Origin of the sequence: Sphingomonas sp. CCH15-F11, from assembly GCF_001557005.1 — a bacterium.
Taxonomy (GTDB): Bacteria; Pseudomonadota; Alphaproteobacteria; order Sphingomonadales; family Sphingomonadaceae; genus Sphingomonas.
On record NZ_LSKG01000139.1, the window covers coordinates 15,484 to 34,479 of the forward strand.

Annotated in this window: 22 protein-coding genes; 7 read left to right on the forward strand and 15 right to left on the reverse strand. The window is 68.3% G+C overall.

The genetic code is table 11. The annotated features are described in order from the left end of the window. The first annotated feature begins 33 nt into the window (after positions 1 to 33). On the forward strand, positions 34 to 876 hold the full coding sequence (gene hemF, locus AX709_RS13710) for an oxygen-dependent coproporphyrinogen oxidase (protein WP_066550158.1): 843 nt from the start codon (positions 34 to 36) through the stop codon (positions 874 to 876). Positions 877 to 886: 10 nt separating this feature from the next. Beyond that, positions 887 to 1,477 carry a GNAT family N-acetyltransferase gene (locus tag AX709_RS13715; RefSeq protein WP_066550161.1) on the forward strand — a complete coding sequence of 197 codons (591 nt, stop codon included), beginning with the start codon at positions 887 to 889 and terminating at the stop codon, positions 1,475 to 1,477. Here AX709_RS13715 and AX709_RS13720 read toward each other — a convergent pair. Then, positions 1,444 to 2,181: a hypothetical protein gene (locus tag AX709_RS13720; RefSeq protein WP_066550165.1), complete on the reverse strand. Its 738-nt coding sequence runs from the start codon at positions 2,179 to 2,181 to the stop codon at positions 1,444 to 1,446. The genes AX709_RS13715 and AX709_RS13720 overlap by 34 nt on opposite strands. Further along, complete coding sequence (locus tag AX709_RS13725; RefSeq protein ID WP_197432039.1) at positions 2,178 to 3,026, reverse strand: glycerophosphoryl diester phosphodiesterase membrane domain-containing protein; 849 nt, start codon at positions 3,024 to 3,026, stop codon at positions 2,178 to 2,180. Before AX709_RS13725 ends, AX709_RS13720 begins: the two co-directional genes overlap by 4 nt. A gap of 64 nt (positions 3,027 to 3,090) precedes the next feature. Here AX709_RS13725 and lipB point away from each other — a divergent pair, with 64 nt between their 5' ends. From lipB to AX709_RS13740, 3 genes are all read left to right on the forward strand, one after another. Beyond that, on the forward strand, positions 3,091 to 3,789 hold the full coding sequence (gene lipB, locus AX709_RS13730) for a lipoyl(octanoyl) transferase LipB (protein WP_082731789.1): 699 nt from the start codon (positions 3,091 to 3,093) through the stop codon (positions 3,787 to 3,789). A gap of 89 nt (positions 3,790 to 3,878) precedes the next feature. Continuing rightward, positions 3,879 to 4,136, forward strand: coding sequence for a hypothetical protein (locus AX709_RS13735; RefSeq protein WP_066550169.1), 258 nt, complete (start codon positions 3,879 to 3,881; stop codon positions 4,134 to 4,136). Positions 4,137 to 4,337: 201 nt separating this feature from the next. Continuing rightward, positions 4,338 to 5,024, forward strand: a complete 687-nt coding sequence (locus tag AX709_RS13740; RefSeq protein ID WP_066550175.1) for a hypothetical protein — start codon at positions 4,338 to 4,340, stop codon at positions 5,022 to 5,024. A gap of 19 nt (positions 5,025 to 5,043) precedes the next feature. Here AX709_RS13740 and queE read toward each other — a convergent pair whose 3' ends face one another. Further along, positions 5,044 to 5,685 carry a 7-carboxy-7-deazaguanine synthase gene (gene queE / locus AX709_RS13745; RefSeq protein WP_066550205.1) on the reverse strand — a complete coding sequence of 214 codons (642 nt, stop codon included), beginning with the start codon at positions 5,683 to 5,685 and terminating at the stop codon, positions 5,044 to 5,046. Positions 5,686 to 5,692: 7 nt separating this feature from the next. Continuing rightward, positions 5,693 to 6,379, reverse strand: coding sequence for a 7-cyano-7-deazaguanine synthase QueC (gene queC, locus AX709_RS13750; RefSeq protein ID WP_066481093.1), 687 nt, complete (start codon positions 6,377 to 6,379; stop codon positions 5,693 to 5,695). A gap of 134 nt (positions 6,380 to 6,513) precedes the next feature. Here queC and AX709_RS13755 point away from each other — a divergent pair, with 134 nt between their 5' ends. Beyond that, complete coding sequence (locus tag AX709_RS13755) at positions 6,514 to 6,915, forward strand: PilZ domain-containing protein (protein ID WP_066550178.1); 402 nt, start codon at positions 6,514 to 6,516, stop codon at positions 6,913 to 6,915. Here AX709_RS13755 and AX709_RS13760 read toward each other — a convergent pair. From AX709_RS13760 to rimP, 9 genes are all read right to left on the reverse strand, one after another. Beyond that, positions 6,906 to 7,658 (reverse strand): DUF1223 domain-containing protein, encoded by a 753-nt coding sequence (locus tag AX709_RS13760; RefSeq protein WP_197419039.1) that lies wholly within the window; start codon positions 7,656 to 7,658, stop codon positions 6,906 to 6,908. The two genes, AX709_RS13755 and AX709_RS13760, sit on opposite strands and share 10 nt — an antisense overlap. An 83-nt stretch (positions 7,659 to 7,741) precedes the next feature. After that, positions 7,742 to 8,377 carry a DUF1109 domain-containing protein gene (locus AX709_RS13765; protein WP_066550183.1) on the reverse strand — a complete coding sequence of 212 codons (636 nt, stop codon included), beginning with the start codon at positions 8,375 to 8,377 and terminating at the stop codon, positions 7,742 to 7,744. Between the two features lies 1 nt (position 8,378). Next, positions 8,379 to 8,903 (reverse strand): sigma-70 family RNA polymerase sigma factor, encoded by a 525-nt coding sequence (locus AX709_RS13770; RefSeq protein ID WP_066481101.1) that lies wholly within the window; start codon positions 8,901 to 8,903, stop codon positions 8,379 to 8,381. Positions 8,904 to 9,001: 98 nt separating this feature from the next. Next, positions 9,002 to 9,580, reverse strand: a complete 579-nt coding sequence (locus tag AX709_RS13775) for a thymidine kinase (RefSeq protein WP_066550187.1) — start codon at positions 9,578 to 9,580, stop codon at positions 9,002 to 9,004. 18 nt (positions 9,581 to 9,598) lie between these two features. Then, complete coding sequence (gene rbfA / locus AX709_RS13780) at positions 9,599 to 9,994, reverse strand: 30S ribosome-binding factor RbfA (protein WP_066481103.1); 396 nt, start codon at positions 9,992 to 9,994, stop codon at positions 9,599 to 9,601. Between the two features lie 115 nt (positions 9,995 to 10,109). Beyond that, positions 10,110 to 12,767: a translation initiation factor IF-2 gene (gene infB, locus AX709_RS13785; RefSeq protein WP_066550190.1), complete on the reverse strand. Its 2,658-nt coding sequence runs from the start codon at positions 12,765 to 12,767 to the stop codon at positions 10,110 to 10,112. Between the two features lie 4 nt (positions 12,768 to 12,771). Continuing rightward, on the reverse strand, positions 12,772 to 13,617 hold the full coding sequence (locus tag AX709_RS13790) for a DUF448 domain-containing protein (RefSeq protein WP_082731790.1): 846 nt from the start codon (positions 13,615 to 13,617) through the stop codon (positions 12,772 to 12,774). Beyond that, entirely contained in the window at positions 13,598 to 15,235 is a 1,638-nt protein-coding gene (gene nusA, locus AX709_RS13795) for a transcription termination factor NusA (protein ID WP_066481107.1), read from the reverse strand. The genes AX709_RS13790 and nusA overlap by 20 nt, the downstream gene beginning before the upstream one ends. Before the next feature lie 9 nt (positions 15,236 to 15,244). Next, the gene (gene rimP / locus AX709_RS13800) at positions 15,245 to 15,835 is read right to left on the reverse strand and encodes a ribosome maturation protein RimP (RefSeq protein ID WP_066481109.1); all 591 of its coding nucleotides are present in this window, start codon (positions 15,833 to 15,835) and stop codon (positions 15,245 to 15,247) included. 244 nt (positions 15,836 to 16,079) lie between these two features. On the opposite strand from rimP, the gene AX709_RS13805 reads away from it, so the two are divergent. Then, positions 16,080 to 17,216 carry a PQQ-dependent sugar dehydrogenase gene (locus AX709_RS13805; protein ID WP_082731791.1) on the forward strand — a complete coding sequence of 379 codons (1,137 nt, stop codon included), beginning with the start codon at positions 16,080 to 16,082 and terminating at the stop codon, positions 17,214 to 17,216. Positions 17,217 to 17,232: 16 nt separating this feature from the next. Here AX709_RS13805 and dapD read toward each other — a convergent pair whose 3' ends face one another. Continuing rightward, positions 17,233 to 18,057, reverse strand: a complete 825-nt coding sequence (dapD, locus tag AX709_RS13810; RefSeq protein WP_066550193.1) for a 2,3,4,5-tetrahydropyridine-2,6-dicarboxylate N-succinyltransferase — start codon at positions 18,055 to 18,057, stop codon at positions 17,233 to 17,235. Continuing rightward, a complete protein-coding gene (locus AX709_RS13815; protein WP_066550195.1) occupies positions 18,054 to 18,722 on the reverse strand; it encodes a pyrimidine 5'-nucleotidase in 669 nt (222 codons plus the stop codon). The genes dapD and AX709_RS13815 overlap by 4 nt, the downstream gene beginning before the upstream one ends. Between the last annotated feature and the right edge of the window lie 274 nt (positions 18,723 to 18,996).

Consider the following 18,996-nt stretch of genomic DNA (forward strand, 5'->3'; position numbering starts at 1 on the left):
TTTGCGTCGGAGTGCGCGATATGGATCGCGGCCATGAACGAGCTTGACGCGCAGCAAGGCGCCGCCCGCACCTGGTTTGAACATCTGCGCGACCTGATCTGCGCCGAGTTCGAGGCAATCGAACGCGAAGCGGGATCGGATGCGCGCTTCACCTATACGCCGTGGGACCGCACCGACCCGTCGGGCGCACCGGGCGGCGGCGGGGTGCAGGGCCTGATGAAGGGCCGGGTGTTCGAGAAGGTCGGGGTCAACGTGTCGACCGTCGGCGGCACGTTCGAGGGCGACTTCGCCAAATCCATCCACGGCGCGGGCGAGGACCCGAGCTTTTTCGCCACCGGCATCAGCCTGGTCGCGCATCTCGCCAATCCGCACGCGCCCGCCGTGCACATGAACACCCGGTTCCTCAACACGACCAAACGCTGGTTCGGCGGCGGCGCTGACCTCAATCCGCCGATCCCCTATGACGAGGATACCGCCGCCTTTCATGCGCGGATGAAGGCGGCATGCGATGCGCACGACCCCGCATATCACCCACTGTACAAGGCGTGGGCGGACGAATATTTCTACATTCCCCACCGCAAGGTCCATCGCGGCGTCGGCGGCATCTTCTACGATCATCTGGAGGGGGATTTCGACGCCAACCTGGCGTTCACCCAGGATGTCGGCCGCGCGTTCCTGGACATCTATCCGCAACTGGTGCGGCGGCGCATGGACATGCCCTTTACCGATGCCGAAAAGGCGCAGCAGCTCGCTTGGCGCGGGCGCTATGCCGAGTTCAACCTGGTCTATGACCGCGGCACGCTGTTCGGGCTGAAGACCGGCGGCAATATCGACGCGATCCTGATGAGCCTGCCGCCAGTCGCCATCTGGGAATAAGCGCGCGGTGATGACGCCGGTTGCCGACGATCATCTCGCGACGGTCGTCACCACGCTGGAGATGCACGCGCGGCCGCGGCCCCGCCCGCTGCCGGCGTCGCCGCTGCGGCTGGTCGCATGGCCGAAGCCGGCGCCCGACGCCTATCGCACGCTGTTCCGCCGGGTGGGCGGCCCGTGGCTATGGTATTCGCGGCTGGTCATGCGCGACGCGGAGCTGGTCGCGGCGACGCACCGCCACGAGACCCAGGCCCATGCGGTGATCGACCCCGCGGGGATCGAGGTCGGGCTGCTCGAACTCACCCATCCCGAGCCCGATTGGTGCGCGCTCGATTATTTCGGGCTAGTGCCGGAGCTGACCGGGCGGGGCCACGGCAACTGGCTGATGCAGCTGGCGATGGCGATGGCGTGGCGGCCGGAGGTGACGATGGTGCGCGTGAATACCTGCACGCTCGACCATCCCGCCGCGCTGGGGTTCTACCGGCGGCACGGCTTTGTCGCGGTCAAGCGGACGGTCGAGACGTTCCGCGATCCGCGCGTCACCGGCGTCCTGCCCGCCGATGCCGCGCCTCAGATCCCGTGCCTGGCGGCCAGCCGGCGATAGACCGCGACCTGCGCGAGCAGGGTGACGAGCGCGACCGCGCTGACCACCAGCGCCGCCAGCACCGCGGCGGGCGCGCGCGCGATGGCTTCGGGCAAGGCAGGGCTGGCGAACAGCGCGCCGATCAGTGCGGCGATGATCTGGCCGCCCTGGCCGGCAAGCACCAGCAGGGCCAGCAGCGCAAGCAGCCGCCAGCCCTGGCCCTGTGTCGCGTCGATCGCATCGCGCGCGACGTCGAGCACGGGGTGGTCGGCACGCGCGACCAGCGCCGGTCCGACCAGGAAGGTGCGGCCAAGGATGAACAGCCCCGGCACGACGAAGAGGAACAGCCCGGCGAATGTCGCCAGCCCCATCAGCACCATGGCCGCCATGTAGCGCGGCAGAAGGATCGCGAGGCGCCGCATCGCCGCGCCGACCGTCGGGCGGGCGGGATCGAGATAGAGCGACAGCACCGTGACCGACGCAACCCAGCCGACGCCGGTGCGGATCAGGATCCAGTGCAGGTTGGCCGAGAGATAGGCGAACAGCGCCGCCTGGGCCTGGGCGGCGGTCGCATCGGGGGCGGAGGGTGGCGGCTCCGGCAATGCAAGCAGGAGCGCGAAGGACGGCAGGAACACGAACAGCCCGATCAGGGGCCACAGGACGGGGCGATCGCGGCGCCACAGCGCCCCGGCCTCGGCCAGGACGCCGGCCAGGGAAAGCCTCATCCGGCCGGCTCCGCCAGCGGATCGACGGGCACCGACGCGTGCCGCGCGACCGCGGCGACATAGAGCCGGGCGACGAACACCGTCTGCAGGACGGCCAGCCCGGTGGCGACCAGCGCGGCGACCAGCGCGATCAGCACGTCCGCGACGGTGAGCACCCCGTCTCCGCCCACCACGATTTTCAGCAATGCGCCCAACCCCGCCGAAACGCCGAGCGTCAGGAAGATGGCGACGATCGCGAACAGGATGATGACCCCGATGATCTTGAGCGTCATCCCGCGGGTCAGCGACCAGGACCGGCGGATCGCCCCGAGGCCGATCGGTGCGTCGACCAGCGCCGGCATGACCAGGATCAGCCGCGCGGCGAGGAAGAAGAAGGCCGGCATCAGCACGATGACGTAGAGTGCGGACCATGCGGCCGCGACCGGCGGCAATTCGGGCTGCGCCGCGCCGGTGCTCGCCGCGACCATGTTGAAGCCATAGGCGGCAAGGATGAGGATGATCGGCACGAACAGCAGGAGCATCGCGGCGGCAAGGACCAGCGACACCCCGATGATCGGGAGGAAGCGACGAAGCCCGCGCGCGCGCGCGGCGGTGGCCCCGGCATCTGGATCAAGCACGAGCGCGGTCAGCATGGTCTGGCCGACGACGCCCGCCAGCGCCGCGATCACCCCGATAACGGCGAACACGATGGCCGCCACGGCTTCCGCGTCGGTCGCCGGCTTCTCCATCACCGCGCCGATCGCCTGGGGGATGAAGATGAACGGGATGACGATCGCGAGCACCGCGCCCAGATTGTCGCTGACGAACTCCATCGACCGGTCCCAGACCGCGTCCATATTGACCATGCGCGACATACCCCTCACTTGATCGCCCGACACGTTTCTCTAGCCGCCGGCCGGACACTTGCCAATGCACGCCGCTCCATTCCCGCGTGACGCGACCGAAACGCTGATCGACGGCGTCGCCTGGCGCACGACCCCGGGGCTGACCCCCTATCCGAAGTCGCTGGCCGAGATGACGGCGCGCGCCGAGGCGATCGCGGCGGGGACGGCAGGCGAGCTGATCTGGCTGCTCGAACACCCGCCCGTCTATACCGCGGGGACCAGCGCCGACCCCGCCGAGCTGATCGATCCGCGCTTTCCGGTCCATGCCGCCGGACGCGGCGGGCGCTATACCTATCACGGGCCGGGGCAGCGGATCGGCTATCTGATGCTCGATCTGGCCGCGCGGGGGCGCGACGTCCGCCGGTTCGTTCACGCGCTCGAGCATTGGCTGATTGCGACGCTGGCCGCGCTCGACATTCCGGCCTTTGCAGTGCCCGACCGGATCGGGATCTGGACGCACGATGCCGACGGCGTGGAGGCCAAGATCGGCGCGATCGGGATCCGCGTGAAGAAATGGGTGACGCTGCACGGCTTTTCGATCAACCTGGCACCCGACCTGACTCATTTCACGGGGATTGTGCCGTGCGGCATCGCCGAATATCCCGTGACCAGTGCCGCCCTGCTTGGCCGGCGCATTGACAACGCGGCCTTTGATGCTGCACTTGCGTTTGCGTACCCAGATTTTGTTCAGGCGCTCGGTAACACTAAAAAAAACGAGGCTTGAGGGTCACCCGCGTTTGTGTCTAACGTCCACACCGGTTTGGGTTATCAGACCAAAGGGTCGTCCAAATCCATTATCTAGGGAGCTTCTACATGCGTGCACTCATTTCCAAGGTCGCGACGGTTTCGATGATCGCCGGCGCGGCGCTGCTCGTCTCGGCATGCGGTGAAACCACCGAAACCCCGGCCGCAAACACCAACGTCACCGACCTCAATTCGACCGACGCGATGATGGACGGCACGATGACCGACAACATGACCGCCGTCGACGGCGCGATGGGCAACGACGCCATGATGGCCAACGACGCCATGATGTCGAACGATGCGATGATGTCGAACGACGCGATGTAATTCGCGCGACATTCGTGCAAGATCGAATTGGGGCCGTCCGGGCGACCGGGCGGCTCTTTCGATTCCGGCCGGATGGCGCACGACATGAACGGGCCGTTCAGGAAAAAGCGGTTGGCGGGCGGACAAAAATCCCTAACGATCCGCGCAGGCAAAAATCGGCGCGCCGCCACCAACGGTCGGGGTCGAGTGTGAGAGGAAGCGATGAGCGTGTTGCGTAGCTGGCGGCTGTGGACCGCCGCCATCCTGCTGGGATCCACCGTGGCGGCACCCGCCCAGGCCCAGTTCTTCTTCAAGCCCAAGGACCTGCGCGGCGCGCAGGTGACGGGGGCGGAACCTGGCATGGTCAGCCAGGCGCTGCCAGACGCCACGCCCGCCGAATACCAGGCGGCGCTGGTTTGGAACCTGCGCGCGGCGCTGAATGTCGCGGCGCTGCAATGCCAGTTCGAGCCTGGACTGCTGACGCTCGACAACTACAACGCCGTTCTGGTCGACCATAAGGACGAGCTGCAGGCGAGCTTCAAGACGATCGAGGGCTATTTCCTGCGCAAGAACCCCAAGAATGCGCGCGCCGCCCGTACCGCGTTCGACAGCTATCAGACACGGGTCTATGCCGCGTTTTCGGCGGTGTCGGCGCAGTATATCTTTTGCCTGACCGCCGGATCGGTGGGCCGCGACGCGATCTTCGCGCCGCGCGGCAGCTTTCACAAGGTCGCGCAGAACCGCATGGTCGAGATGCGGGGCGCGCTGGTGCCCTGGGGCGAGCAGCAATTCACCGGCGCCAAGCACCTCGCCACGCCCAGCCCGCTGCCGACGCGCTTCGCCGACGAAAGCTGCTGGCGGCGCAATGTGTGGCAGGATCGCCGCTGCGGGCCGTTCCGCGCGTCCTGACCCGACGCCGCGCAGCCCCTTAACGCAGGCCGAGCAGCTTGTGCGTCTGAAGCGACAGGCGCCAGCCGGGCCGGGCCAGCACGAGGTCGATCGCGGCGCGGGCATGGTCGGCGGGATCGGCCCCGTCGACCGGGTCCATCGGCTGGACCAGGAAATGATCGAAACGCCACGCGGCCAGCGCGTCGGGGTCGTGCCCGGCCTGGGGCCAGACCAGCTTGAGCTCGTTGCCCGACCGCTGCACGACGTCGCTCCCCGCCTTGGGGCTGACGCAGACCCAGTCGATGCGCGGATGGACGGGCAGCGTGCCGTTGGTCTCGATCGCGATCTCGAACCCCTCGGCATGGAGCGCGTCGACCAGCGCATCGTCGACCTGGAGCATCGGTTCGCCCCCGGTCAGCACGACGAAGCGGCGCGCCGGATCGTCGCCCCAATGCGCGACGACCGATGCAGCCAGTATGGCGGCGTCGGCGAAACGCCCCCCGCCCGCGCCGTCGGTGCCGACGAAATCGGTGTCGCAGAAGCGGCAGACCGCCGTCGCGCGATCGGCCTCGCGCCCCGACCAGAGGTTGCAGCCGGCAAAGCGGACGAACACGGCGCGGCGGCCGGCCTGCACCCCCTCCCCCTGCAGGGTCAGGAACATTTCCTTGACGGCATAGCGCATCGCGCGATCAGGGCCGGACGACATAGTCGGTGGGATCGGGTAGCCCGGCGTCGGCAAAGCCCTTGGCCCGCAGGCGGCAGCTGTCGCAGCGGCCGCAATGCCGCCCGCCCGGCGCGGGATCGTAGCAGGACCAGCTGATCCCGGCGTCGAGGCCGAGCCGGTCGGCTTCGCGCACGATATCGGCCTTGGTCATGTGCTGGAGCGGCGCGTGGATGGTGAAGGGTTGCCCCTCGACCCCGGCGCGCGTCGCCAGTTCGGCCAGCCGCGCGAACCCGGCGATGAATTCGGGACGGCAATCGGGATAGCCCGAATAATCGAGCGCATTGACCCCGATGAACAAATCGCGCGCGCCCGCGGCCTCCGCCCAGCCCAGCGCGAGCGACAGGAAGATGGTGTTGCGCGCGGGCACATAGGTGACCGGAATGCCGGGGCCAACGCCCGCCTTGGGCACGTCGATCGCATCGGTCAGCGCCGAACCGCCGAACTGGCGCAGGTCAAGCGGCAGGATGACGTGGCGTTCGGCACCGAGCAGCATCGCGACCCGGCGCGCGGCGGCCAGTTCGACCTGGTGGCGCTGATTATAGTCGATCGACAGCGCGAACAGGCGATAGCCGCCCTCCCGCGCGAGCGCGGCGGCGACCATCGAGTCGAGCCCGCCCGAGACGAGGACGACGGCAATCGGAGCTTGGGTCATGCGCGCAGCCGCTACGCCGAACCGGGCGCGACCGCAATGCGCGGCGTGCCCACGCACCGATTACGCGATTTGCGCAGTCGACGGGCGACGCGGCGTCGCGGACTTGTTCACCGCCACGGGCGAAAAGGCACGACATGAACCGCCTCTTTTCCCTGCGCGACCTCGCCCCGCCCGGCCCCCCGTCCTGGCACGAACGCCGGCTCGACAAACGCCACCGCATCCGCGTGACCGGGGGCATCCGGCCGGTGCGCGGCCGCATGATCCCGGTCGAGGTCACAGACCTGTCGGCAACGGGATGCCGCATCGACACCGACCTGTTCCGGCCGGGCGAGATGGTCTGGATCGCGGTGCCGCCGCTGGCGCCGATGATGGCGTGGATCCAGTGGCGGCGCGGCGGACAGGCCGGGTTGCGCTTTGAACGTGCACTGCACCGGTCGGTCCTGGCGCACCTGGTCCAGCGGCATCGTCCACCGGGCGGGAGCCGCGACGACCGGCTCCGTCCGGTGCCGGCACCCGTGGCCGCCGGTCAGAGGTAGCGCGCGGCCAGGATGGGGCCGGTGGTACCTTCGCGCACGACGAGCGCATAACGGTCGGCGCCGCGCACGGCGCGCTGTTCGGGCGTGATCGTGATCCGCTGCTCGCCGCCCTTCCACCGCGCCAGCTCGCGCTCGCCGGTAAAGACGTTGCTGTAGCGGATCTTGCGCCCGCCATTTTCGCCGTTGGCGATGTTGACGTCGACCTGGCGACGCAGCGCGACCAGGGTGACGCGCGCCTCGCGGGCCGGCTTGCCGTTGATCGTGACCTGGGTCGGGCCGTTGCCCGCGCGCTGGATCGCAATCGCGGGCTGCGGCTGCTTCGATGCCTCGATGATCATCTGCTTGATCTTGTCGCCCCGCCCGCCGACGACGCCGCTGCGGCCCTGGACCACCGATTGCGGGGTGTAGACCCCGGCACCGGGGATCTTGCGGCCGGCATAGGCGCGCTGGAGATTGGTATTCTCCTCACGCGCCAGCGTGTCCTTCCAGCCCAGCCGGTCCCAATAGGTCACGGGCCGGGTGATCGCGACGACCGACGGGTCCGCCGCCAGGATCGCCTGAACATGATCGGCCGGCGGACAGGACGAGCAGCCCTGGCTGGTGAACAGCTCGACCGCGACCGGCATCGCGGGGTTGCCGGCCGGGGGGGCCGGCGGCGTCGACGCCGCGGGCTGGGTGGCCCAGGCGATCGCGCCGGCGGCAACCAGGGTGAGCGATCCGACGATCTTCTTCATGTGCGTCATATGCGTGCATTCCCATGATGCGGCCCGGCGCATGCCGGGCAGGATGCCCCCGGTTCGGCACCGGGGGGCAAATGGTTACGCGCTCACCAGCGCAACAGCTGCGGCCCGACCAGCCGGCCGATGCCCGCGCTGACCGCCACCGCGAGCGTGTACCAGATCGCCGCGAAATGGACCGAATTGCTGGGGCAGTGCAGGTTGTAGGCAAAGGTGCCGAGCGCGCCCGCCGCCAGCCCGACGAGCCAGCCGGCGCGCGCGGCATCGGTCACCGCGCCGCGCCGCAGCCAGGCGATCAGCCCGCCACCGATCAACAGCGCGCTCGCCAGGCTGACCGCGAAACAGACGATCACGTCCGGTCCGGCGATCTCGTTCACCGGCATCGTACCGGTGCGCAGCATCGTCGTCGCGCTGGCAAGCGGCAGCAGCGCGCCCGCCAGCAGCGTCCAGCGCCAGCCGTCGCGGCGTCCGCCGATTTCCGGCCGGGCGCTTCCCACCACCGTTGCCATCGCGGCAAGGCCGATCAGCAGCAGCAGGCCGGAACGGACCAGTACAAGCTCCGCAGGCTGGAGCATCACGATGTCATAGCGCAGCCCGGTGACCAGCGCGGTCGCGACGATCGCGGCCAGCGTGCCGCCCAGGGTGACGATCATTCCCACGCGCGGCGACGTGCGCCGCACGGGGCGCAGGTCCGCGACAAGATCGTCGATGGTACGCTCAGTCATCCTATTCACTCTCGATATGTCGGGCGAGCTTCTTCAGCCCGCGATGGATGTTGACCTTGACCAGCGAGGGCGACTGCCGGCTGGCGGCCGATGCCTCCGCGATCGAAAGCCCTTCGATCTTGACCAGCCGGATCGCTTCCGCCTGGGCGGCGGGCAGATGCGCGAGCAGCCGGTCGATGCTGATCCGCGCGACCGAATCGGATTCAAACCCGTCAAAGCCGATATCGCCGACCATTTCCTGTTCACCCGCGCGATAGACGCGGCGCAGCTGATCCACCCAGCGGTAGCGCGCGATCGCGGCCAGCCACGGCAGATAGGGCCGCGCGGGATCATAGGTGGCGCGCTTGGCATGGATCGAGATCAGCGTTTCCTGGATCAGGTCGTCGACCTGTCCGGGCGCGATCCGCCGGTCGAAATAGCGTTTGAGCCACAGACGGCTGGCATCGAGCACCGCGCGATACGCCGCCGCATCGCCCGCCTGCGCGCGCGCCATCAATTGTCCCAGCGCCTGTTCGCCCGCCTTCATGCCCGTTTCCGCACAGCTAACGACGATGGTTCGCCGCGGTGCCCGCCACGGTTACACGCGTTGCGCGCAATGTCTTTGCCAAAAGCGGGCGAAACGGGTCAGCCCGCCAGCGCCTCGACAAAGTGGCGACGGCACAGCGCGACATAGCGTTCATTGCCGCCGATTTCGGTCTGTGCGCCCTCGCGGACCGCGTCGCCCGCATCGTCGACGCGCAGGTTCATCGTCGCCTTCGCCCCGCAGCGACACACCGATTTCAGCTCGATCAGCGCGTCGGCAATCGCCAGCAGCCGCGCCGCCCCGGGAAACAGGTCGCCCCTGAAATCGGTGCGCAGGCCATAGCAGAGCACGGGGATGCGAAGCACGTCGCAGACGCGCGCGAGCTGCGCCACCTGGGCCGGGGTGAGGAACTGCGCCTCGTCGACCAGCACGCAGTGAACGGGTCCGTCGGCGCATGCGCGCTCGACCGCCACGAACAGGTCGCTGTCGGCGGCAAAGGCGCGGGCGGGGCGCGACAGGCCGATGCGCGACGCGATCGTCCCCTTACCCGACCGGGCGTCGATCGCGCTGGTGAACAGCAGCGTGTTCATCCCGCGCTCGCGATAGTTGAAATCCGCCTGGAGCAGCGTGGTCGATTTGCCCGCATTCATGCTGGCATAATAGAAATAGAGCTTGGCCATCCCCCCGCGCCGCCCCGCTCAGTCGGTGCTTTCGTCGAGGTCGCGCGCGATCTCGGGCTTGCGCAGCAGCGTGTCGATGTGCGTGGCTTCGTCGAAGCTTTCGTCCGCCAGGAATTTCAGCCGGGCGGCATATTTCAGGTTCACGCGGCGTGCGACTTCGCCCTGCAGATAGGCGGTGTTGGTGCGCAGCGCCTTGAGCACCGCGTCCTCGTCCTTGCCGAGCAGCGGCTTCACGAACACGGTGGCATGCCGCAGGTCGGGCGACATGCGGACTTCGGTGATCGACACCGAATGGCTGGCCAGCGTGTCGTCATGGACGTCACCGCGCATCAGCACGTCGGACAGCGCATGGCGCACCTGTTCCCCCACGCGCAGCAGCCGGACGGATCGGGTTTCGGGGGTTTCGTTTCGCATAAATCCTTCTCCCTCTCCCCTGCGGGGGAGGGGCCGGGGAGAGGGGCAGTCGCAACGACCGCCGCTCATGGTCCCCTCTCCCAACCCTCTCCCCGCGGGGGAGAGGGCTAGCGTGTCACAAAGTCCGTTCGCGCATCTCGACTTCGAAGGTTTCCAGGAAGTCGCCCGGTTTGATGTCGGTGAAGTTCTGGCTGAACGTCACGCCGCATTCCAGGCCGGCGCGCACTTCGGGAACATCGTCCTTGAAGCGCCGCAGCGAAGCGATTTCGCCCTGATAGATGATGACGTCCTCGCGCGTGATGCGGGCCTTGAGCGCCTTGCGGATCGCACCCTCGACGACGAGCAGGCCCGCGGCCTTGCCATGCTTGCCCGCCGAGAAGACCTCGCGGATTTCGGCGCGGCCGACCACCGTCTCGAACGCTTCGGGGCCGAGCTCGCCTGCCATGCCGGCGCGGATTTCGTCGGTCAGGTCATAGATGACGTCGTAATATTTCAGCGCCACCTTCTGCCGCTCCGCGATCTCGCGCGCCTTGGCGTTGGGACGGACGTTGAAGCCGATGATCGGCGCGCCCGATGCGCCCGCCAGCGTGACATCGCTCTCGGTGATCCCGCCGACGCCCGAATGCAGGATGCGCACCCGGATTTCCTCGGTCGAGATCTTGTTGAGCGAATTGACGATCGCCTCGACCGTGCCCTGGGTGTCGGCCTTGACCACCAGCGGATATTCGATCGCCTGCTTGGCCTTCAGCGCGCTGAACATCGTTTCTAGGCTGGCCGGGGCCTGGGTCGTCCGCTTCTGCTGGATCACGCCCTGGCGATAGGCGGCGACCTCGCGGGCGCGCGCCTCGTTCTCGACCACCTGCAACGGATCGCCCGCCATCGGCACGCCCGACAGGCCGAGCACCTCGACCGGCATCGACGGTCCGGCTTCCTTGACCTGACGGCCCTTGTCGTCGAGCAGCGCGCGGACCTTGCCGCTTTCCGCCCCGACGACGAAGACGTCGCCGACCTTGAGCGTCCCGCGGCTGACCAGCACGGTCGCGACGGGACCGCGGCCCTTGTCGAGCTTGGCCTCGACCACCGTGCCCTCGGCCGCGCGATCGGGATTGGCGCGCAGTTCGAGCAGCTCGGCCTGGAGCTGGATCTTCTCGATCAGCTCGTCGAGCCCGGTCTTCTTGAGCGCGGACACCTCGACGTCCTGGACGTCGCCCGACATCTCCTCGACCACCACCTCGTGCTCGAGCAGGCGTTCGCGGATCTTCTGCGGATTGGCCTCGTGCTTGTCGACCTTGTTGATCGCGACGATCATCGGCACGCCGGCGGCCTTGGTATGGTTGATCGCCTCGATCGTCTGCGGCATCAGCCCGTCGTCGGCGGCGACCACGAGCACGACGATGTCGGTGACATTGGCCCCGCGCGCGCGCATTTCGGTGAACGCCTCGTGACCCGGCGTGTCGAGGAAGGTGACCTTCGACTTGTCCTTCAACGTCACCTGATAGGCGCCGATATGCTGGGTGATGCCGCCGGCTTCGCCCTGCACGACATCGGTGCCGCGCAGCGCGTCGAGCAGGCTGGTCTTGCCGTGATCGACATGGCCCATGATCGTGACCACGGGCGGACGCGGCAGCATCGATTCCGCCGAATCCTCGGTCGTGTCGACGGCAAGGTCGATGTCCGATTCGCTGACGCGCTGGATGTTGTGGCCGAATTCGGTGACGAGCAGCTCGGCGGTGTCCTGGTCGATCGTCTGGTTGACGGTGACGGGCATGCCCATCTTGAACAGCGCCTTGACCAGGTCGGCGCCCTTTTCGGCCATGCGGTTGGCGAGTTCCTGGACGGTGATCGCCTCCGGCACCACGACATCGCGGACCTGCTTTTCGCGCGGCTGGCCGCTGCCGCCCATATGAGCGCGCTTTTCCTTCTCGCGCGCACGCTTGAGCGCGGCGAGGCTGCGCGCGCGCGCGCCGTCATTGTCGCCGAGCGCGCGGGTGACGGTCAGCTTGCCCGACTGGCGGCGATCGTCCCCCTTGCGGTCGCGCGAGGGACGCGCGGGCGGCTCGGGCCGCTTGGGCGCGGACGAGGGCGGCGCGGCACGCGACGGCGCGGCCGTCGAGGCGGCGGCCGGCTGCGATTGGGGCTGCGGCGCGGGACGCGGAATCTCCGGACGCTGCACCGGGGTGAAGCGGCGCGGCGCGGGCAGATTGGGGTCGAGCGTCAGCTCGCGCGGGGCGGCGGGGGCCGGCGCGGGATCGGCCACGCGCGCGGCCGGCGGTGCGGCAGGCGTGTCCGGCACGACGGGCGCAGGTGCGTCCGCATCCGGGGCGGGCGCAGGCGCATCGGCGGCAGCCTCCTCGGCGCGACGGCGCTCATCGGCTCGGCGCGCTTCTTCCTCCGCCGATTCCTGGCGCTCGCGTTCCTCGCGGCGGCGCGCTTCCTCGAGCGCGGTCATGCGTGCTTCCTCGGCCTCGCGAAGCAGCTTGGCCTGAAGCTCCTGGCGCGACAACAGGCTGTTGCCGGCGTTGCGCGGGGCGGCCGGTGGCGGCGACGCGGGACGCGCGGCCGGAGCCGGCGGCGCGGCCTCGGCGGCGGGCACCGGCGCCTGCGCCTCCTCGCCCGGACGGCCGAGCACGCGGCGGCGCTTCACCTCCACGACCACGGTGTTCGAGCGGCCATGGCTGAAGCTCTGCTTCACCTTGCCGGTCTCGACCGTGCGCTTGAGGCCCAGCGGCGCGCGCGCCCCCAGTTTCGGCTTGTCGTTGTCGGTATCGCTCATCCGGTTACTCAAGTTCCTTATTCATCGTCGTATCGCGCGACGATGGGGTCGATGCGCCTTGCGAAGCCATTTCGCAAGGTGAAGCACCACATTCGGGTTCGATGAAGGCCAGCCAGCGCGACAGCGCCTGCGATACGCGCCGCGCGGCTCCGCCGTCGATGACGCCGGCATGTACCACATTCTCGCGGCCCAGCGCCACGGACAATATGGTGCGGTCGACCGGCAAATCCAGTCCCTTGAGGCCGCTCGCCTCCCGGTCGGAGCCGACACGCCAAGCCTGGGCGAGCTTGGCCGCGCCGTCCGCGCCCGCATCACGCGCGTGGAGCAGCAGCCGCAGACGGCCCGCGCGCGCGGCGGTTTCGATGCGTTCGGCACCGATCACCAGATGCCCGGCCTTGGCCTCCAGCCCCAGCCGGTCGAGCGCGGCGCGCTGCAGCTGGCCGGCGATCCGGTCGGCCAGATCGTCGGGAATGCGCAATTCAGTCGTCTTGAACGCACGTGCCAGCGCCCCGCGCAGCTTGCCCTTGGCCTGCGCCGCGATCAGCTCGGCACGCGTCACGCCGATCCACGCGCCCCGCCCCGGCGCCTTGGCGCGGATGTCGGGCAGCACGTCGCCATCGGGGGACAGCGCCAGGCGCACCAGCGCCTCGCGTGGCGCGGCATCGCGGGTCAGGATGCAGGTGCGCGGGTTCGCGTCGCCGTTCCCCTCCCGCTTGCGGGAGGGGTTAGGGGTGGGGTCATCCCCGGGGGCGTCGCTTGTCGATACGTCCGCCCCCGGCCCCTCCCGCAAGCGGGAGGGGGGACTTGCCGCTTTCAGTCCAGCCCGCGTCTCATTGCCCGGATTCCGCATCAGCGTCCTCCTGGGGTTCGGCCGCGGCGTCGGCCGGGGCCGCTTCGTCCTCGAACCAGTGCGCGCGCGCGGCCATGATGATCTCGTTGCCCTGCTCTTCGCTCAGGCCGTATTCGGCCAGGATGCCGCCCTTGTCCTCGCTGCGCGCACTGGGTGCGGCATCGCTGCGGCGGCGCGGCTCGCTGCGCTTCTTGGCGACCAGCTCGTCAGTCGCGAGATCGGCCAGATCGTCGAGCGTCCTGATGCCTGCCTGGCCCAGCGTGACCAGCATCGCTTCGGTCAGATAGGGCATGGTCGCGAGGTCGTCCTCGACGCCCAGTGCACGACGGGTTTCGCGATTGGCTTCCTCACGACGCTCCAGCGCCTCCTGCGCGCGGCTCTGCAGCTCGGCGGCAAGATCCTCGTCGAACCCTTCGATGCCGGCAAGCTCGTCGACCTCGACATAGGCGACTTCCTCCAGCTCGCCGAAGCCTTCGGCGACCAGCAGCTGCGCCAGCGTCTCGTCGACGTCGAGTTCCTTCTCGAACATCGCGGAACGCTCGACGAATTCCTTCTGGCGCTTCTCGCTCGCATCCGCTTCGGTGAGGATGTCGATCGCCTTGCCGGTCAGCTGGCTGGCGAGGCGGACATTCTGGCCGCGGCGGCCGATCGCCAGGCTGAGCTGGTCGTCGGGCACCACCACTTCGATGCGGTCATCCTCTTCGTCGATGACGACGCGGCTGACATTCGCCGGCTGCAACGCGTTGACGACGAAAGTCGCGGTGTCGGGCGACCAGGGGATGATGTCGATCTTTTCGCCCTGCATTTCCTGGACGACCGCCTGGACGCGGCTGCCCTTCATGCCGACGCACGCGCCGACGGGATCGATCGAGCTGTCATGGCTGATGACGCCGATCTTGGCGCGGCTGCCCGGATCGCGCGCGGCGGCCTTGATCTCGATGATCCCGTCGTAGATTTCCGGCACTTCCTGCGCGAACAGCTTCTTCATGAAGTCGGGATGCGCGCGGCTGAGGAAAATCTGCGGGCCACGATTTTCGCGGCGGACGTTGAGGATGATCGAGCGGATACGGTCGTTGACGCGCACCACTTCGCGCGGGATCTGCTGGTCGCGGCGGATGACGCCCTCGGCGCGGCCGAGATCGACGACGACATGGCCGAACTCGACGCGCTTGACGACGCCGGTGATGATCTCGCCCATCCGGTCCTTGAACTCTTCATACTGGCGCTCGCGCTCGGCATCGCGGACCTTCTGGAAGATGACCTGCTTGGCGGCCTGCGCGGCGATGCGGCCAAACTCGATCGGCGGCAGCGGATCGACGATATAGTCGCCGACGACCGCGCCCGGCTGAAGCTTCTGCGCTTCCTTCAGGTTCACCTGCTTGAAGAAATCGTCGACCGCCTCGACCACTTCGACGACGCGCCACAGGCGCAGGTCGCCGGTATTGGGATCGAGCTTCGCGCGAATGTCGTTCTCCGCGCCATAGCGGGCACGCGCCGCGCGCTGGATCGCGTCTTCCATCGCCTCGATCACGATGCCCTTGTCGATCAGCTTTTCGCGCGCGACGGCGTCGGCGATTGCGATCAGCTCGGCACGGTTGGCGGTAACGGCGGTGGCCATCGGACGTCCTTATCCTTCTGCTTCGATTTCGATGATGTCGTCGGCTCCATCCGACGCCGGATTTTCGTGAAGAATCTCGTCGGCACCGGCCGACGAAAGCGGTTGCGTGGCGGCGATCAGCCGGTCGGTGATCAGCAGCTTGGCATCGCCGACCTGCGCGAACGGCACGGTGACCGGTCCGTGCTTGCGCACGTCGACCGTCACCTGATCGCCGTCGACGCCCAGCAGGTCGCCGGTCAGCTGCTTGCGCCCGTCGGCGGTCGGCGCGGTCAGATGCACCCGCGCCTCATGCCCCGCCCAGTCGGCAAAGTCGCGGAGCCGGGTCAGCGGCCGGTCGATGCCGGGCGACGAGACCTCGAGCCGATAGGCATGGTCGATCGGGTCGCGCCCGGCAGCCTCGAGCTCGTCGAACCGGTCGGAAATCCGCCGCGACAGCGCCGCGCAATCGTCGATCGACAGCTGGCGCGTGTCGGGCCGCTCGGCCATGACCTGCAGCGTCGGATCGCTGACGCCGCCGAACATCCTGACGCGCACAAGGTCGAAGCCGAGCGCGCGCGCCTCGGGCTCGATCAACTGGGTCAGGGCGGCGATGTCGACCATGCGGGCTTCGATACTCGCGAACGAACGTGGATATAGGGCTTCGGCACCGGAACCCGTGGGGACCGGCCTCGCCATGTGTAACGATGTCGAGAAAGCACGACTGATATACGCGCAAGCCCGCGGCGGGGCAAGAGCCTAGCCGACCACCGGGATTCGGGCCGGCGCGAATCGGGCGAGGGACATTTGGCACCCGCCGCGCATTCTGGCTAAAGTCCGATCTTTCCCGTTTCGCTCAGGAGACCATATGCGCGCCGTCCAGTTCCCCATCGCCGCCATTCTGATCGCCGCGCTGGGCGGCGCATGCCAGGCCCAGCCGACGCCCCAGGACGCCGCTACGGCCGCCGGCCTGCCCTTCGCCGTCACCCCCGTCGCCGATTTCACCGCGCCCTGGGCGATGACATTCCTGCCCGACGGGCGCATGCTGGTGACCGAAAAGGCCGGGCAGCTGATGCTCGTGTCGGCGGACGGCAAGACCAAGTCGATGGTCGCCACCGTGCCCGGCGTGAGCAGCGAGGGTCAGGGCGGGTTGATGGACGTCGTCCTCCACCCCGATTTCGCCACCAACCGCATCGTCTATCTGAGCTATTCGACCCCGGGCGAAGGCGGCAAGGGCGTGGTCCTGGCGCGCGGCAAGCTGACCGAGGGTGCCGCGCCGTCGCTGGAGGGGCTGACGACGATCTTCACCGCCACGCCGTTCGTCGCGGGCGAGGGGCATTATTCGGGGCGCATCGCCTTTTCGCCCGACGGCAAATATCTGTTCTTCACCAATGGCGAACGCCAGAAGTTCGATCCCGCTCAGGATCCAAAGGCGACGCTGGGCAAGGTGCTGCGCCTCACCCCCGACGGCAAGCCGGCGGGCGACCCGGCGCTGACCGCCAAGGGGTTCCACCCCGCCATCTGGTCCTATGGCCATCGCAACCTGCTCGGCATCGCCTTCGACGCGCAGGGCAATTTGTGGGAGCAGGAGATGGGGCCGAAGGGCGGCGACGAGGTCAATGTGATCGTCGCCGGGCGCAACTATGGCTATCCGATCGTCTCAGACGGCGATCATTATGACGGTCGCGACATTCCCGATCACGACACGCGTCCCGAATTCGAAGCGCCGAAAGTGTCGTGGAACCCGGTGATCTCGCCCGGCGGGCTGATCGTCTATTCGGGCAAGATGTTCCCGCAGTGGCAGGGCGACCTGTTCATCGGTGGCCTGTCGTCCAAGGCGCTGGTCCGCGTCGATGTCGACGGCACCAATGCGCGCAAGGGCGACCAATGGGACATGGGCGCGCGCATCCGCGAGGTCGAGCAGGGCCCGGACGGCGCGATCTATGTGCTGGAGGACGGGCGCGGCGATTCGCAGGGCCGCCTGCTGAAGCTGACGCCGCGCTGAGCGCGGCGCCCCGCCCTCAATCGCGCAGCAGGTCGTTGATGCTTGTCTTCGACCGGGTCTGGGCGTCGACGCGCTTGACGATCACCGCGCAATAAAGCGCAGGCTTGCCGTCGCCGCCACCGATCGAACCGGGGACCACCACCGAATAGGGCGGGACATGGCCGCGGAACACTTCGCCGGTCGCGCGGTCGATGATCTTGGTCGACGCGCCGAGATAAACGCCCATCGACAGGACCGCGCCCTCGCCCACGCGCACGCCTTCGGCCACTTCGGCGCGCGCGCCGATGAACGCGCCGTCCTCGATCACCACGGGTCCCGCCTGGAGCGGTTCGAGCACGCCGCCGATCCCCGCCCCGCCCGACAGGTGGACGTTTCGGCCGATCTGCGCACAGCTGCCGACCGTCGCCCAGGTATCGACCATCGTGCCTTCGCCGACATAGGCACCTATATTGACGAAGCTGGGCATCAGCACCGCGCTCTTGGCGATGAACGCGCCGCGGCGCACGATGCTGCCCGGCACGACGCGAAAACCGCCTGCGCGGAAGCGCGCTTCGTCCCAGCCGTCGAACTTGCTCGGCACCTTGTCGAACGCCGGCGCGCCCGCGCTGCCGCCGGGCATGACCCGATTGTCGTTGAGGCGGAAGGACAGCAGAACCGCCTTCTTCAGCCATTGATTGACCCGCCAGCCGCCCGTGCCGTCGGGCTCGGCGACCCGCGCCTCGCCAGCGTCCAGCATCGCCAGCGCGGCGTCGACCGCATCGCGTACTGCGCCGATCGTCGCAAAGCTGAGTTCGGCGCGGTCCTCCCACGCCTGGTCGATCGTGGCGATAAGGTCGGTCATGCGGGTTCCTTCAGGATATCGGCCAGCCATTGGCCGATGTCGGGCGTGACATAGTCGATATGGTCGCGATCAGCATCGGGCGACTGTTCCGAGCCGTTGGCGACCCACACGGTCGTCATGCCGATCGCCTTGGCGGGCTTCAGGTTGCGCGCCATGTCCTCGACGAACAGCGCGCGCTTCGGATCAATGCCATGCGCGTCGACCAGATGGCGATAGGCGGCTTCCTGCGGCTTGGGGCGATAGCCGGTCGCATGGATGTCGCAAATCCCTTCGAAACATTCGGCGAGCCCGCGCCGCGCCAGCACGCGCCGCGCATAGGGCGCATCGCCATTGGTGAAGACCAGCTTGCGCCCCGGCAGCGCGACGATCGTATCGGCAAGTACTGCGTCGGCCTCCAGCGCGTGGAGCTCGATGTCATGGGCATAGTCGAGGAACACATGCGGGTCGACGCCATGGTCGGCCATCAGCCCGGCAAGCGTCATGCCGTGGTCGATGAACCACTGCTTTTGCAGGGCGAAAGCAGTTTCCTTGCTGCAATCGAGCAGCTCCGCGATGAACTGGGTCATCCGTGCGTCGATCTGCGCAAAAATATTCATACTCGCCGGATACAGCGTGTTGTCGAGGTCGAAGATCCAGGTATCGATATGGGCGAGTGCGGGGCGCATGGCTGGCGCGGCTTTAGGGTCAACGATCCCACCCGGCAAGCGCATCCCCCGGCCCCGTGGCAACGTAGTGTTGAAGGCCAAGAACAATCGGTGGGGAGCGTGCGGATATGCGTTGCCGGATAAGAACCGCGTCACCCCTCGGCCTGGGACTGGCCACCACTGCGCTCGCGCTGGCGATCGCGGGATGCAGCGGCGGGGGCGGCGGCGGCGGAATCGGCGCGATCCCCCCGGCACCGGCGCCGGCACCGACACCCAGCCCTACACCGACGCCGAC